The sequence below is a fragment of the Parabacteroides sp. KHUB-02 genome (assembly GCF_056640955.1).
Genome location: NZ_JBWQEV010000001.1, coordinates 3,722,540 through 3,737,687 on the forward strand (window position 1 = coordinate 3,722,540; position 15,148 = coordinate 3,737,687).

A 15,148-nucleotide genomic window follows, 5' to 3' on the forward strand; every position below is an offset into this window, starting at 1 on the left:
AGGGGATTTTTTATATCCAAATGCATACCTTTGTGAAAATTTTATCTTTAACTACATGTGAGAATTGAATATGAATTTGAAGGAATATCTTAATAAACCTACGTACGCTATAGATAGACCATGGGTGATCGTTCTGTTAAACTCGATGGTAGTGGCGTTAATACTCGCTATTTTCGAGCCTTTTCACTATCGGCTAAATAGCGTGATACAGTTTTGGGTATTATGGTGTTTCGTAGGCTTGACATTTATATTTTCTGTTGTCGCTTTTGTCTTGTTTCCTAAATTATTCAAACGTTTTTATGATCCTGAACGATGGACTATTGGTAAAAACTTACTACATTGTTCCTGCTTTTTGTTATTTTTGGGACTCGCTTGTTTCATTTATGACTATTACTTCTTGATGCGAATGGACTTTTGGAGTGATTTAGATACGACTATTTTTTATAAAATGTTGCTTATAGATGTGTCAGCGGCGATCACGATTGTTATTATTCCCCTTATTTTCGGATTTTTCATTATAGAGAATAATGCTTTGAAACGTAATTTGCAAGAAGCGAAAAGGATGAATAAACTATTATCCGAACGAAATATACAAGAAGAGAAAGGGGGTGATGCCATAACCCTGTCCGGCGATACAAAAGAATCGATTTGCGTACTTCCGGATAATATTATGTATATGGAATCTTCTGGTAATTATGTAGATGTCTGTTATAGAGAGGAAGGGAATATGAAGCATAAACTTCTCCGTTCCACGATCAAGCAAATGGATGAGATGATGGAGAAATATGGTTGTTTTGTCCGTTGTCACCGGGCTTATATCGTAAACGTGAATAAAATCATGAACATAAACGGTAATGCGCAAGGCTACCGTTTGAATTTGGAGGATACACAACAAGAGATTCCTGTCTCACGTACCTATCTAAAAGACTTTAAGAGTTTTCTTAATAAGGAAAACTAGGTTGTATTTTATCCCTAAAACTTGTGATAAGGCACAGATTTCCATGTTTTATCACCAAATCTTGACATCTATCCCTATTGTTTGACTGGCTTTTTTACCCACTTTATATTTGCTGAAAAATCAATTGCAAAAATAATCAGCGATATGGAAAAGTCAGTAGTAAAAAAGATTCTTATTAATGTTATGTTGTTATTATTTGTGGCTGTCAATGGATCGGCGCAATTTATCACCGGCTCAATTACGGATCGTCAGGGTTTACCTGTGGAATTTGCTAATATAGTATTGTTATCTGTTCCGGATTCTTCTTTCCTTCAAGGTACGGTTAGTGATGAGAGTGGTAGTTTTCGCATTCAAACAGGAGATTCTATATCTATACGAACTTATGTGATCAAAATATCTTCGATCGGTTATCAAACCATCTACCGAGATACACGAGCCGGTAATATGGAAAATATCGTTTTGTCGGATGAGGCGATCTTGTTGGATGAGGCCGTTGTCATAGGGAAACGACCGGATTTCCAGATCAAAGACGGTACCTTGACAACCCGCATAGAAAACAGCCTGCTAAGCAAATCCGGGACAGCGAACGACGTATTGAAGTATATTCCCGGCATACAAGGCAAAGAGGGGGAGTTTCAGGTGTTCGGTAAAGGTATTCCTGTTATATATATCAATGGACGTGAAGTAAGGGATCTCTCCGAACTGGATCGTCTTAGCTCTTCTGAGATTCGTCAAATAGAGGTGATTACTAATCCGGGATCACGTTATGGGGCGGAAGTGAAATCAGTTATCCGTATTAAGACTATAAAGCGTGAAGGTGAAGGGATGAGCTTTGAGGCTCGCTCTACTTGGGGACAGTCGCAAAACACGGATTTTACGGAACAATTGAATTTAAACTACCGTCATAATAATCTGGATGTATTTGCTATGTTTCAATATGTGCATAACAACTATTTGCTCATCAATAATGTAAGTCAGCAAGTATATGTCGATACGCTTTGGCGGCAAGAGAATCGGATGGAGCAGCATTCATTGGATAATGATTACCGGGGAGAGCTGGGAGTGAATTATCAAGTTAACGATAACCATTCTTTGGCTGTCCGTTATATAATGTCTGCCTCTCCAGAAAATAAAATAAGGGGACAAACAGAAAGTCGGATTGATGCCAATGATGATTTCTATGACTATTTATTGAGTGAGAGTTATAGTACGACCGTGAAACATCCAGCTCACCAAATCAACGTTTATTATTCGGGAGCCGTAGGGAAGCTTTCTTTGGATTTCAATGCGGATATGCTAAGGAGCGAAGCGAGGACAGGAAATGAGGTAATAGAAAACAGTCAAGAGCGAGAAAGTCGTATCGTGACCTCCACTAATAATGTGGACAATAAGTTATACGCCGCTAAATTGATTGCTTCCTATCCATTAGCAGGTGGTAATTTGAGCCTAGGCTCGGAGTTTACCAGTACCCGCCGTACAGACTTATTTACTAATCCACAGGAAATCCTTCCTACAACCGATAGCCATATCCGGGAAGATCGTGCGGGAGCTTTCGCTGAATATAGTAAGTTTATCCGTATCGCCTACCTAAATATGGGTTTGCGTTATGAACATGTTTCAACAGAACGTTCCTATGATAATTTTTTTCCAAATGTCTCGTTATCCACGCAAATAGGAAAACTACAAACCCAACTTGGTTATACGACGAAAACGAAACGCCCTACTTACGCTCAATTGTCAAGTAATATGAACTATATCAATCGGTTTACCTATATGAACGGTAATCCGGCGTTAAAACCTACAAACCTACACGATATCACTTTATCAGGCAGTTATGATTGGTTTCAATTTATGTTGAGCTACCAGAGAGAAAAAGACGTTATTCTTTATATGACGGATCAATATGAGAAAAATCCTGCTATAACGATCATTACGCATCGTAATTATGACCGGATTGATAACGTATCGGTGTTTTTGATAGCGTCTCCTATTATAAAGAAGTGGCATCCTCAACTCACGATAGGTTTACAGAAACAATGGATGGATATTGAGCATAATAGTAGGATGCTTTCTATGGATAGACCGTTGTTTATCGGCCGGTTTAACAATGGAATTCAATTTCCTTATGGATGGACACTACATGTAGATTTGTTTTTTCAGGGTAAAGGTGATTTCCAAAATATTTATATCAACAAGAACGTGTTTATGATGGATGCCTCGCTCACTAAGTCTTTCTTTGATGACCGTCTTTCCTTTAATCTACAAGGTATTGATCTTACGCATGGGCGTAAAGATGGCAACGTGATTTATAACAAACACATGGATCTGACGGTGAATAATGTAACCGATAGCCGTGAGGTACGACTGACCGTTCGCTATAAGTTTAATACGACCAAAAATAAGTATAAGGGAAAAGGAGCCGCTGAGGAGGAAATAAGAAGGCTCTAAGAAACCCGTCTCTATGGGGTATTTCTCATTTATATAGTAGCCTCGATCACTACGAGGCTACTATATGAATATTGCTTTTATAGCTTTATATAAATCTTCTTCTTATACAAGAAATATCCCGGTATCCAGTTTAACACCACGAAGAAGATAGCCCAAGCCAGCGATCCTCCGAAATCGCCGAATACCGACCTGAACAGATCCATATACATAAAGGCGGAGATACCGCTCATTCCCAGCAATACGGCCAATATATCCCCTTGTACATACAGATACAACGGGTTGATACCGAACGACTCAAAGAATAACGTCCATTTCTTCTTCCCGTTTATATCGATGATCCAGATTAATAAAGCGAGGAATAAGGAGGCGAATCCGCAAGTTACCAAGACGAACGTGCTACTCCATATCTTCTTATTGATCGGGCAGCCGTAACTTAGTAAGAAACCGGCAAAAAGAATAATCGTACCGAAAATGAAGATATTACGGATAATCAACTCATTGTTCTTTTTACAATCCTGTATTACCTTTCCTACGTAGAAACCGAGTAATACATGCGCTATGCTACCGATGCAGCTCAAGAGCCCTTCCGGATCAAAGGCGATCCGTGTACCATCTGCCATATCATCGTGATACATATGCGATGTACCGAATAAAGTTCTGTCCACGATCGCTATAATGCTATCCTCCGACATTTCCATACTATGCGTGAAACCTAGTAATGCCCAGTAAAATATCAATATACCAGCGGCTACCTGCAAAATATACTTATGATTAATCGCTAATCCTATCAACGACCCGAAGCCGTATGCCAGCGCCAACCTTTGCATCACCCCAAGGATACGTAAATTCTGGAAATCGGTAAATCCATTGTAGCAAACATGCCCGAACAGATTCAGCCCTAATCCCACGAGGAATATCAATACCGTGCGTCTCAATACTTTCGTCACGCTTTCTTTCGACAGCTTGAAGTTATATTTCCGAAGCGAGAAAAACATGGAGACCCCCATGATGAACATAAAGAACGGAAATACCAAATCGGTGGGAGTGAGGCCGTTCCAACGTGCATGCTCTAAAGGCGTATATACATACTTCCATGACCCGGGGTTGTTTACCAAAATCATCCCCGCAATCGTAATTCCCCTCATCACGTCGAGGGATAGCAATCTTCCGGATTGTTGTGCCATATTGATAGTAGATTAAAAAGTTACCAATGAAAGTCCAAAGATAATGGAATTTCCTACAATATCCCTGCCTTCGGGAATACTGTTTTTAGTATATTGAAAATCAGATGTATAAAAACATATACATGTTTTAGGAAAAACACGTACGTCTTTTTTCGGAAACACGTACGAGAATTTATGAAAACACGTACGTGTTTTTCCAAAAAGATGATGGAGATATCCAAGCGATAAGAATTTTATACAATAAGCCTAATAATCAATTATTCTTTAAGGTTTGATGAAAAATATGCCTATCTTGCGCATAGAATCTAAAGATAGGAACCAATGAGGCATTTACTTATTTTGATATCGCTATTATACACACTCTCATTTATAGGTTGTCGAGATGAAAGCGATGCCACATACCTAATCGATCGTGCGGAATCCTTGTTGAAATCTGATCCGGATAGTTCCCTTATCCTATTGGATAGCATAGCCGTGCCCGATAATTTGAGCGATAAATTATTGGCTCGTTGGTGTATGTTGTATGGCAGAGTAGCGGATACGCTGTACACGGATCTGCCCTATATACAACAATTGCTACGTGCGCAAGCCTATTATGAGGATCATGGGACGAAGCAAGAACAAGCGAAAATAGGTTTGTACCTAGGGCGTTCGTATGTGGAAGATAAGGAGAATGAGAAGGCTATGAAAGTTTATTTGCAGGCTTTGGATATCGCTTTACGTTGTGAAGACTATAATCAAGCCGGATATATTTGTAGCTATATGGGAGATCTGTATGATTTCGAGGGTGATTATCTGTTAGGAAAGGACAAATATAAGGAAGCGGAATCTTATTTTCGAAAAGCGGGGAATATGAGAAGCTCAGCTTTCGCCTTGCAGGATATAGGAAGAATGTACGCATTTTCAGATTCATTAGATATAGCGTTAACTTTTTTGTTGAAAGCGGATACTATTATAGTTGAAGTAGGTGACTCTTCTGATATAGGGACTATATATAATGGAATAGGAAATATTTATAATATGTTAGGTAATAAAGAGTTAGCTAAATTGTATTTGTGGAAAAATGTCAATATGTCAGATTTTGATGACGCACCAAGTTACAGGACATTGGCTGGTATATATATAGAAGAAGGCGATTTTAAGAATGCACGTATTTGTTTGGAGAAAGCAAGTGTACCTAGTTTTAATGATATGACCCGTTTTTCGGTACTTTATGGTTATTCTTTGTTAGAGAAAGCGGAGGGTAATTGGGAAAAGGCTTGGTTTTACTTGGATGAATATAACAGTGCCTCAGATTCGATCTTGACGATACGAAATAGGGAAAACATAATAAAAATAGAAAAGGAATATGAGCATTTAAAAATATCATTGGAAAATATGCGATTAAAATCGGATAAACAAAAGTATTTTATCTATTGGGTAATATCTGTATCTATTCTTTTAATATTATTATGGGTCTTTCAAATACGAATTGATAGAAAAAATAAAAGACTTCTTAAGCAGGAAATCGATTTGTCGAATAAGAGTAATGAATTATTCAGACTACGGGATAATTTACGTAACAAACAAGATAGATTAGAGGCTTTATCTATTCAATTGTCTGAAAAAAATGAAAAACTGAATGAACTTGATTCAAGAGAGAAACTGGAGAAAGAATATGAACAAATAAAAAAAGAAGAGGAAACCCTCGTCCTTCGGATAGCGGAACGGCGTAAGGATCTATTCTTATCATCCGCTATAGCCAAGAAAGTAATCAAGCTATCCCAAAAAGTAGTACCGGGAGCTACCAAATCTCCACTATCAGAAAAAGACTGGCAAAATATTATTACGCAAGTGAATGAGGTTTATCCTTTTTTAGCGGATCGACTCGCTGCGTTTAATTTATCTGCCGCCGAATTGCGTTATTGTTATTTGAGCTTGTTGGGTTTGGATTCGATAGGTGAATCTATCCTGTTACATATCCAGCCGGATTCGGTAAACAAGCGTCGGCAGCGTGTACGCCAAAGGCTGGGAATCATAGCGAAAGAGCTTGATTTATGTGCTTATCTTATTAATAGTGTACAATAGATTGATAAACAATAGCTTCTATTAATATTGGCTTTACCCTTTGTCCTGCTAGTTGATTTATAATCAATTAAATATTAGTTGATTATGAATTTCGTTTGTCGCTTATTATTTAGCGTTATATTTGCTTGTTTCTTCTATAGGCTTGATCTTTACGTTGAAAAAATAAAAACGAAATGAGACAGCTTAAATTGTTATTAGCGGCAATAGCTTTATTATGGGCTATGCCATGCTGGGGTAAGCCTATAGATCTACATGGTAAATGGGAACATAAGAAAAAATCCATTCCAATAGGTTTGCCAATGGATGCATCGATTGAGGAGGCTAATAGAGAACTGATAGTAAACTTTCACGAGGATCTTGGTGATGTATGTGTTATCGTCACTAGTTCTACGGGAGAAGTGATCTATAATGAAAAGGTACAAACGAGTACTATGCCATATTTAGTAATACCTCTAAAAGTAAGAGATCAAGAAAAAGGAGTATTACATATAATGAATGATTATAATCATGTATTTGGGGATTTTTAAATTTAAACTTTTGTATTTGTAAATGATATAGGAGTAAAAATATAATTTTCTATTGTTTTACCTTTTAAAAAGTAGTATTATGAAAAAGGTGTATTTATTATTTATTTGCTTAGTTTTTATATCATCTTGTAATGATGATTTAGTGATGGAAAGAAATGATATATTATCTACAAATAATATAGAAATTTCTATTCATGATTCTCTTCTAATGAATAAAGACTTAGTTTTGAAAAAAGATTTTGCTAAAGCATTATCAAAAGTTTTTAATGAAAGCCTAATGGCTAGAAATTTGATTAAAAACGAGGCTTTAAAAATGATTGATAATGATTATGATGTTCTTTATCAATTAGTAAAAGATGAGATGCTGGAAGATAATATTACATTTGAACAGTATATAGGGAAATATATTGAAATGGATAAATTATTATCTATTAATGAAAAGTTTCCTACTCTAACAATTTTTGTTCCAGAATTACCTAAGAATTCGTTCTCTGCTGCTCTTTGGAATACTGATAAAGAAATACCAGTTGTTGCTGTTAGAACTTGTATCAGTAACGATGTTCCTATATATGATAAGGATGGGGAAGAAAAAATTATAAAATCAGATCTCATTCCTATGTATCCTATTGTTGTATTAAAGGATAATGAAAGAATCGTAGCGAATGAATATAGTAATTTGTCTAGAAGTAATTTTAGTAGTACTAATTTTACTTTTTCTTCTAAATCGGGAATAACTTATTCTTTTCTTGGAGAATCTTTTAATAATATGAAACAAAAAAACATTTTAAGATCTCGAAATGTAAATAAAAGTATGAAAGATAGATTACAAAAATCAGTTGATGCATATAATATTTATAAAAATAAGGATGGATGGCATAGGGACTATATATATTATGATATGGTTCCAGGTTCAGATAAAGGTGTATTTGTTTATGATTATAAAGAAACACTATATTCTTTCCAAATGAAAGGGGATCCAAATATAGCTTTCCAAAAGATATCAGATCAAACAGGAGATGCACAGTTAGATTATGATCAAATATTTAATCCTAGGCAATCTTATAAAGCTACTCCTTGGACTGATGGTAAATTTGATTTTTTAGTTAAAGTATATGTTGGAACAAAAAGTCCTATAGGGACAGAACAAACTTTTTCTTTTGGCGTAAAACCAGAAGATCTATTTAGAGTATCTTACAAAGATATAGGAGGAGGTAATTCTAAAGTTGATGGTGTAAAAGAATGCCTAGTTGTTCCTCTTGATTTACCTCTGTTTGAATGGAATATAGAAAATTTTAGTTGTGTAATAAAAATTTCTATAGAAGAAATTGATGGTACAGAAACTCAAAGGACGCTTAGCCAAACTACTGCTGAATTTGCAGGAAATTTTGAACTTAATCCTGTAAAAGGAGTTTTTGAAAAAGTAGGATTGAAATTTGGTGCAAGTGCGAAAAAGACAATTACGACTACATTTGAAAAAACATTTACATTGGGTAATGATGAATTGGGGGATGTTATTGTTAATTTTTATGATCCTGTTGTTCTTTCTGGTGATTGGATTGAATATGCAGGACGTAGAGATACGGCATATTCAATTCCATTAAATAGTAAATATTATAATGGTTATTATAAAATAGAGTTGGCTCCTTTGAAAATGTATTAATGGATATGCTTATATGAATAAGCTAAATATGAAGTAAATAGTTTATAAATAACTATTTACTTCATATCTTAAATATAATTAGTAATAAAATGTAATAGTTTCTTTTATTTGATTTTGACGGTTTGACCAATATGAGTGAGAAATCATATTACTATTAGTGTCATGGATGAAAACTGTAATAGAATGAATAGTTTCTTCTGGTTTTATTTCTAGATAGCCATCTATATTTGTTCTTTTTACTTGATTAGGTATAATTGTATTTTTACCATTAGAGTATATACCATTCCCTTTATCTGTGTAATTTGCGAGATCAATAGGTGCTATATCATAATAAATGTATGCTATTGCATTATAAATAGGTGTTTTTGTGTTATCTTTGCTAATTCTAAGCACTTTTATTTCAATATATGATTCACTAATCTCTTCTATGCCATTATCTTTATTACAAGAAGATAGAATTACTATAATAAATAGTAAAATGCTAAGTTTATTAAATGATGATTTTTGCATGGCTTATATTTTATGTTGATTAATATTTCAAATGTAGTGAATATATTGTAATAGGCTATATGTAAAAATATAATTAATGTCTTTTTGTGTAAAATAGAAATAATAAAATACGGTTTACTTTATTGTGATCTTTTATATACATTGAGGATAGGGGTATTTGATGGTTTCCTGTCTTATAAGAAAACAATAGTCATTATGGAATCAACAACTGAAAAACGGAATATCTCTATGCTTTACTGGGATGAAGCTAAAAAAGGAATGATGGCAGGTTTCATCTTTTCTTTATTCATTCTTTTACTATTCTCATTCGTTTCTTGTGACAAGGATGAGGATACTTCTTTTGAAGAAACTCCTTACTATTTGGGGTACTTTGGAGGAAAGGTGAATAGTCAAGATATTTCTATAGCTAATCAGTCGAACTCTCATTCTTTCATTGATCATGGAAATTTTTGGCAGGAGGTAAATACCGATTTAAGCGGTTTCTATTGGGAGATACCATTAGGAGTGCATATCTCTGACTATCCTTATCCTATGCTGAGGATCTCATTGATTCCATTGAGAGAAGGAGAATATCTGATCGATAAGGGTAAATTATTGAATGAAGAGATAGAATCTACTGTTAGGATCACGAAAGATGACGCTAAAATAGTGTATCATCCACTGAAATCTTCATTTCGGATACAAGTGGATAGTATTCGTTTTCATGAGGGAAGTGGTACCCCTTATATTGAAGGGAAGATGGAAGGTATTTTATATAATATAGAGAATTCGGAAGATTCGATCGTCATAAAAGACGCTATATTCGGAATACACTAACTTGGAGCCGAATAATGATATAGAAGCAATATTTAGATTGAATGGGAGTTCTATATCATGATATGTCGAACTTTTATTCAATCTAAATATTAATATTAATACCTTGTAAGTAATGAAGAAGTTATTTGTTCTGTTGATATTGCTTTTATTTTTTGGCCGATCGCAGGCAACTGATATAGAGGCTCGTACCGGTATATTAGGAGGAGATGGATGGGGACTTCAAACCGGGGCGTATATAAACTTTCCGCAATCACGGTTGTTTTCTATACAAACGGGATTGTTGTTGCATACCGCGGGGAATTCGTTTTCATATGGAGATGATTGGAATATTGATTTTTTTGTACCCGTGTATGCTTCTTTTCATATTCCGTTGAGCGATAAAGTGAATCTCCGATTAAATGCGGGTGCTTACACCGGTAGTGGTGAATATTGGAATCTGGGAGCTACGGCGGCGGCCGGTATAGAGGTAAAAAGATTTTATGTGGGAGTGAACTATTTCCAGAATTGTGTCAATGACCGGGATTTGAAATTGGGGTTGTCGGTTGGATATAAATTCACATTATTTTAATCTTTTATATATTTTGAGGATAGGGGTATTTGAGCGTTTCCTGTCTTACGATAAAAACAACGAGAATTATGGAGTCAACAAGTAAAAAACAGAATACCCCTAAACTTTGGTACTGGGGGGAACCTAAAGGAGGAATGAGCCTTGAGGATTGTGAGAAAATAGTAAAAGAGATCCCGCATTTTGACAGGAAAACCCGGCTTGCGGATATGTATATAGCTTTTGTTTGACAGCAAGGGTTTCATTGTGGCATTTAACATAAGGAAGAGAGCCTGTTTTTATACATCGCTCTCTTTTTTTTATAACTTAGCCCCCAATTACTAAATCGAAGAACATGAAAAAGACTTTTTTATTAGCGATCGCCTTGTTGTGCTTTTGCGTTCCGATGAGCTTATTCGCACAAAAACAGCTTGCTTTCAAGGATGGGAAATTCAAGATCGTCCAATTTACAGACATTCATTGGGATCAGAAATCATCTAAATGCGCTAAGACAGTCGCTACGATACAATCCGTATTAAAGGCGGAGAATCCGGATGTGGCAATGCTGACGGGCGACGTGGTGACAGCAAGCCCCGGTTTGGAAGGATGGAAGTCAGTGATCGGGATCTTTGAGGAGGCCAAGATACCGTTTACGGTCATGATGGGAAATCATGACGCGGAGATCGTCCCCAAGGACGAGATTTATGCCATGCTTAGTAAATCACCTTATTTTATGGGCGAGAAGGGACCGGGTGATATCCATGGAGCCGGAAACTATGTGATACCGGTCTACAGTTCGGATGGAAAGAAACCGGCGGCCTTATTGTATTGTATCGACTCCAATGATTATCCTACGCTGAAGGATTATGGCACGTATGATTGGATTCATTTCGACCAGATCCATTGGTATCGTGAGCAAAGTATGCGCTATACCAAGGAAAATGGCGGCAAACCGTTGCCAGCCTTGGCTTTTTTTCATATTCCTCTGCTGGAATATAATGAGATCGTTGGGGCGGAGACTACATTAGGACAGAAAGAAGAGGGAATCGCCTCTCCCAAGATCAACACGGGCTTCTTCGCTTCCTTGGTGGAAATGAAGGATGTGATGGCTACTTTCGCCGGGCACGATCATGATAACGATTATATAGGAATGTTATATAATGTGGGGCTAGCTTTCGGGCGTGTATCCGGATGGGACGCTTATGGAGATTTCGAGCGGGGTGGCCGTATCATTGAATTGCGTGAAGGCAAGTTTGAGTTTGATTCATGGATTCGTACCCCGTCCGGAAAGGAATATACGTATTATTATCCATCTGGCCTGACCTCTAAGGATGAGGAAACGATGGAATTCTTACCCGCCAAAACGGTAAAACCTAAAAAGCACGGGGTAGCTTATACCTATTATGAAGGTAAATTTAAACATACGGATCAGATCGCTTCCGGGACAAAAGTGAAAGAGGGTACGATGAAAAATATCTCTATTCAGGAGGCTCCGGCCAAGGATCATTTCGCTTATGAGTTCCGTACGTTGATAAATATCCCTGAAAAAGGTGTATATCGCTTTTATACGTATTCGGATGATGGTTCCAAACTATTTATAGACGGTAAAGCTATTGTTGATAATGATGGCTCTCATAATGCTCGTATAGCGAAAGGAAAGGTAGCGTTAGACGCTGGTTTCCACGAATTACGTGTTTTGTATTTCGAGGATTATATGGGCGAGGCCTTGGAGGTCGGGGTTTCCAGCCGTAAAATAAAGGAAGCTGTCTTACCAGAGGACTGGTATTATTTACCGGAATAAATATCCAGTTGTAGAGACGCAGCATGCTGCGTCTCCCACTGTCTGATAGTATCTTAGTCTTGTACGGCAGCTTTCGCTTTCTCTACTGCCTCATTGATATTACTGCAAATATTTTCTGCGCCAATCTTCTTATCGAATCCGGATTTTGTCAATACACGATGTACATGTTCATTGACCCCGGAAAGTATCATATGGATATGCTCTGCCTCGGAAAGACGGAAAAGACTTTCCAAGTTATGCAGACCGGTAGAATCTATAAACGAAACCTTACGCATACGGATGATGCGGACTTTCGGTTTATCTCCCATACTTTTCATGATGCCGTCGAACTTATTCGCTACGCCGAAAAAGAACGGACCATCGATCTCGTATACCTCTACACCTTTAGGCAGGGAGAGGACTTCCTCGTCATGATGAATCTCGCCCTCGTCGGAAAGATCGATCTCATCCGTGGTGACGGATACATGCGTGGTCTCGGCCACACGGCGCATAAAGAATAACATGGCGATCAAAAGACCGATCTCGATAGCGATCGTAAGATCAAAGATAACCGTCAGGAAGAAAGTCACCAACAAGACGGATACGTCGCTTTTCGGGTTTTTCATCAAGGAACGGAACGTACGCCACTCACTCATATTATAGGATACGATGATCAATACGCCAGCCAGACAAGCCATTGGAATGTGTTTGGTAAGCGGTCCGAGGAAAAGCAAGATCAATAATAATACGATGGCGTGAATAATACCGGCAACCGGAGTTCGTCCACCATTATTTATATTGGTCATTGTGCGGGCGATGGCGCCGGTCACGGGAATACCGCCAAAAATAGGAACGATGATATTCGCCGCGCCTTGGGCGATTAGTTCCGTATTCGAATTATGCTTGTCGCCTGTCACACCATCCGCTACCGTAGCGGATAATAAAGACTCGATAGCCCCGAGGATAGCGATCGTAAAGGCGGAGGGAAGCAATAAGTTGATAGTTTCCATATTAAACGTGATCGGAGCCGGGGCTGGCAAGGAAGCGTTAATAGTAAACCGGTCTCCAATCGTCTCGATACCTGTAATACCCAAATGATTACGCATAATGTAAACAACGATCGTCATGATGACGATAGCGATCAAGGAACCCGGAATTTTCTTCGTTAGCCTCGGGCTTAACGTAATGATCAGGATACTAATGATACCGATAACGAATGCCCAAGGGTTAACCGTATCGAACGCCCCGAAATATGCGATCCATTTAGAGATGAAATCGGCGGGGACTTTATCCATAGTCAATCCAAATAAGTCTTTCATTTGTGTCGTGAAGATAGTGATAGCGATACCACTCGTGAAACCTACGACAATCGGGTAGGGGATAAACTTAATCACGGTACCGAGCTTCAACACGCCCATCAATACCAGAATAATACCCGCTATGACGGTAGCGATGGCAAGCCCTTCGATACCGAAGTTCTGTATAATGCCATAAACGATCACGATAAACGCTCCGGTAGGTCCGCCGATCTGTACGTTGCAGCCTCCTAAAAGGGAGACGATGAATCCACCGATAATAGCCGTGATCAACCCTTTCTCCGGACTTACCCCGGAGGCGATACCAAAAGCGATGGCGAGTGGTAGGGCAACTATGCCGACAATTATACCCGCCATGAGATCCGTCATGAACCTCTCTTTGGAATAATTTCTCAGCGCCGTAAAGAGTTTGGGCTGAAAATCAAATTTGTTCTTCATTTTTCTTCTTGCCTGTTTGATTTGAGGATGCAAAGTTAATAAAATAAAGAAGATGCAAAAAATCTAAAGACGCATTCCGGTTTTGTGTAAACAATTTAGGAGGATTTGTTGTTTCATTGTATAAAGGAGGAGAAGTTTTTCCTTGATAAATAAGTGATATCTATTGAGAGATAGATATTATTTAATGTTTGCGTAATCGATGTTTGGAAACAAATTCTTACTTTTGATCGGTCATAAGAAAAACGATATAAAAAACAGACTCATTAATTTACTACATAAAATTAGCATTATGGAAAAAAGTATTAAAGGTACACGTACCGAGCAGAATTTATTGAAATCATTCGCCGGAGAATCTCAGGCAAGAAGTCGTTACACATTTTTCGCTAGCGTAGCTAAAAAAGAAGGTTACGAGCAAATCGCAGGTGTTTTCATGGAAACAGCCGAGCAAGAGAAGGAACACGCTAAACGTTTCTTTAAATTCTTGGAAGGTGGAATGGTTGAGATTACCGCTTCTTATCCTGCAGGCGTAATCGGAACAACCGCTGAGAACTTGGCCGCCGCGGCAGCTGGTGAGAATGAGGAGTGGGCTGAATTGTATCCTGAGTTCGCTAAGATCGCAGAGGAAGAAGGTTTCCCCGCTATCGCTGTAGCTTTCAAGATGATCGCTAAGGTAGAGGCAGAGCATGAGAATCGTTACCGTAAGTTATTGAATAATGTAGAAACAGGTACGGTATTTGAGAAAGCTGAGGCTATCTTGTGGCAATGTCGCAACTGTGGTTTCGTATTCGAGGGCAAGAAAGCTCCGGTTAACTGTCCGGCATGCGCTCATCCGCAAGCTTATTTCGAACCGATGAAACAGAACTATTGATAATTAAAAGTTGAGAATTGAAAATTGAGAAT

Annotated in this window: 13 protein-coding genes; 10 read left to right on the forward strand and 3 right to left on the reverse strand. The window is 37.7% G+C overall.

Annotation, left to right across the window (positions count from 1 at the left end; translation table 11 throughout):
• Positions 1 to 70: 70 nt before the first annotated feature.
• Together ACYIA1_RS16075 and ACYIA1_RS16080 are read left to right on the forward strand one after the other, a co-directional pair.
• Positions 71 to 958, forward strand: coding sequence for a LytR/AlgR family response regulator transcription factor (locus ACYIA1_RS16075; protein WP_196009294.1), 888 nt, complete (start codon positions 71 to 73; stop codon positions 956 to 958).
• 144 nt (positions 959 to 1,102) lie between these two features.
• Complete coding sequence (locus ACYIA1_RS16080) at positions 1,103 to 3,406, forward strand: TonB-dependent receptor (protein ID WP_480335866.1); 2,304 nt, start codon at positions 1,103 to 1,105, stop codon at positions 3,404 to 3,406.
• Positions 3,407 to 3,483: 77 nt separating this feature from the next.
• Here ACYIA1_RS16080 and ACYIA1_RS16085 read toward each other — a convergent pair whose 3' ends face one another.
• A complete protein-coding gene (locus ACYIA1_RS16085; protein WP_057327035.1) occupies positions 3,484 to 4,590 on the reverse strand; it encodes an acyltransferase family protein in 1,107 nt (368 codons plus the stop codon).
• A 657-nt stretch (positions 4,591 to 5,247) separates the two neighbouring features.
• On the opposite strand from ACYIA1_RS16085, the gene ACYIA1_RS16090 reads away from it, so the two are divergent.
• From ACYIA1_RS16090 to ACYIA1_RS16100, 3 genes are all read left to right on the forward strand, one after another.
• On the forward strand, positions 5,248 to 6,657 hold the full coding sequence (locus ACYIA1_RS16090) for a hypothetical protein (protein ID WP_480335868.1): 1,410 nt from the start codon (positions 5,248 to 5,250) through the stop codon (positions 6,655 to 6,657).
• 173 nt (positions 6,658 to 6,830) lie between these two features.
• A complete protein-coding gene (locus ACYIA1_RS16095; protein ID WP_005860342.1) occupies positions 6,831 to 7,184 on the forward strand; it encodes a DUF3244 domain-containing protein in 354 nt (117 codons plus the stop codon).
• Between the two features lie 79 nt (positions 7,185 to 7,263).
• Positions 7,264 to 8,844: a hypothetical protein gene (locus tag ACYIA1_RS16100; RefSeq protein WP_005860340.1), complete on the forward strand. Its 1,581-nt coding sequence runs from the start codon at positions 7,264 to 7,266 to the stop codon at positions 8,842 to 8,844.
• Positions 8,845 to 8,922: 78 nt separating this feature from the next.
• Here ACYIA1_RS16100 and ACYIA1_RS16105 read toward each other — a convergent pair whose 3' ends face one another.
• Positions 8,923 to 9,354 carry a hypothetical protein gene (locus ACYIA1_RS16105; protein ID WP_005860338.1) on the reverse strand — a complete coding sequence of 144 codons (432 nt, stop codon included), beginning with the start codon at positions 9,352 to 9,354 and terminating at the stop codon, positions 8,923 to 8,925.
• Positions 9,355 to 9,582: 228 nt separating this feature from the next.
• On the opposite strand from ACYIA1_RS16105, the gene ACYIA1_RS16110 reads away from it, so the two are divergent.
• From ACYIA1_RS16110 to ACYIA1_RS16125, 4 genes are all read left to right on the forward strand, one after another.
• Positions 9,583 to 10,170 carry a DUF5025 domain-containing protein gene (locus ACYIA1_RS16110; RefSeq protein WP_480336322.1) on the forward strand — a complete coding sequence of 196 codons (588 nt, stop codon included), beginning with the start codon at positions 9,583 to 9,585 and terminating at the stop codon, positions 10,168 to 10,170.
• Positions 10,171 to 10,282: 112 nt separating this feature from the next.
• Positions 10,283 to 10,738, forward strand: a complete 456-nt coding sequence (locus ACYIA1_RS16115; RefSeq protein WP_005860333.1) for a hypothetical protein — start codon at positions 10,283 to 10,285, stop codon at positions 10,736 to 10,738.
• 68 nt (positions 10,739 to 10,806) lie between these two features.
• Positions 10,807 to 10,965 carry a hypothetical protein gene (locus ACYIA1_RS16120; protein WP_005860331.1) on the forward strand — a complete coding sequence of 53 codons (159 nt, stop codon included), beginning with the start codon at positions 10,807 to 10,809 and terminating at the stop codon, positions 10,963 to 10,965.
• Positions 10,966 to 11,069: 104 nt separating this feature from the next.
• The gene (locus ACYIA1_RS16125; RefSeq protein WP_480335872.1) at positions 11,070 to 12,515 is read left to right on the forward strand and encodes a PA14 domain-containing metallophosphoesterase; all 1,446 of its coding nucleotides are present in this window, start codon (positions 11,070 to 11,072) and stop codon (positions 12,513 to 12,515) included.
• Positions 12,516 to 12,568: 53 nt separating this feature from the next.
• Here ACYIA1_RS16125 and ACYIA1_RS16130 read toward each other — a convergent pair whose 3' ends face one another.
• Positions 12,569 to 14,248 carry a SulP family inorganic anion transporter gene (locus ACYIA1_RS16130; protein ID WP_005860327.1) on the reverse strand — a complete coding sequence of 560 codons (1,680 nt, stop codon included), beginning with the start codon at positions 14,246 to 14,248 and terminating at the stop codon, positions 12,569 to 12,571.
• A 289-nt stretch (positions 14,249 to 14,537) separates the two neighbouring features.
• Between ACYIA1_RS16130 and rbr the strand changes: the two genes are divergently transcribed.
• A complete protein-coding gene (gene rbr, locus ACYIA1_RS16135) occupies positions 14,538 to 15,116 on the forward strand; it encodes a rubrerythrin (RefSeq protein ID WP_008777696.1) in 579 nt (192 codons plus the stop codon).
• Positions 15,117 to 15,148 lie beyond the last annotated feature (32 nt).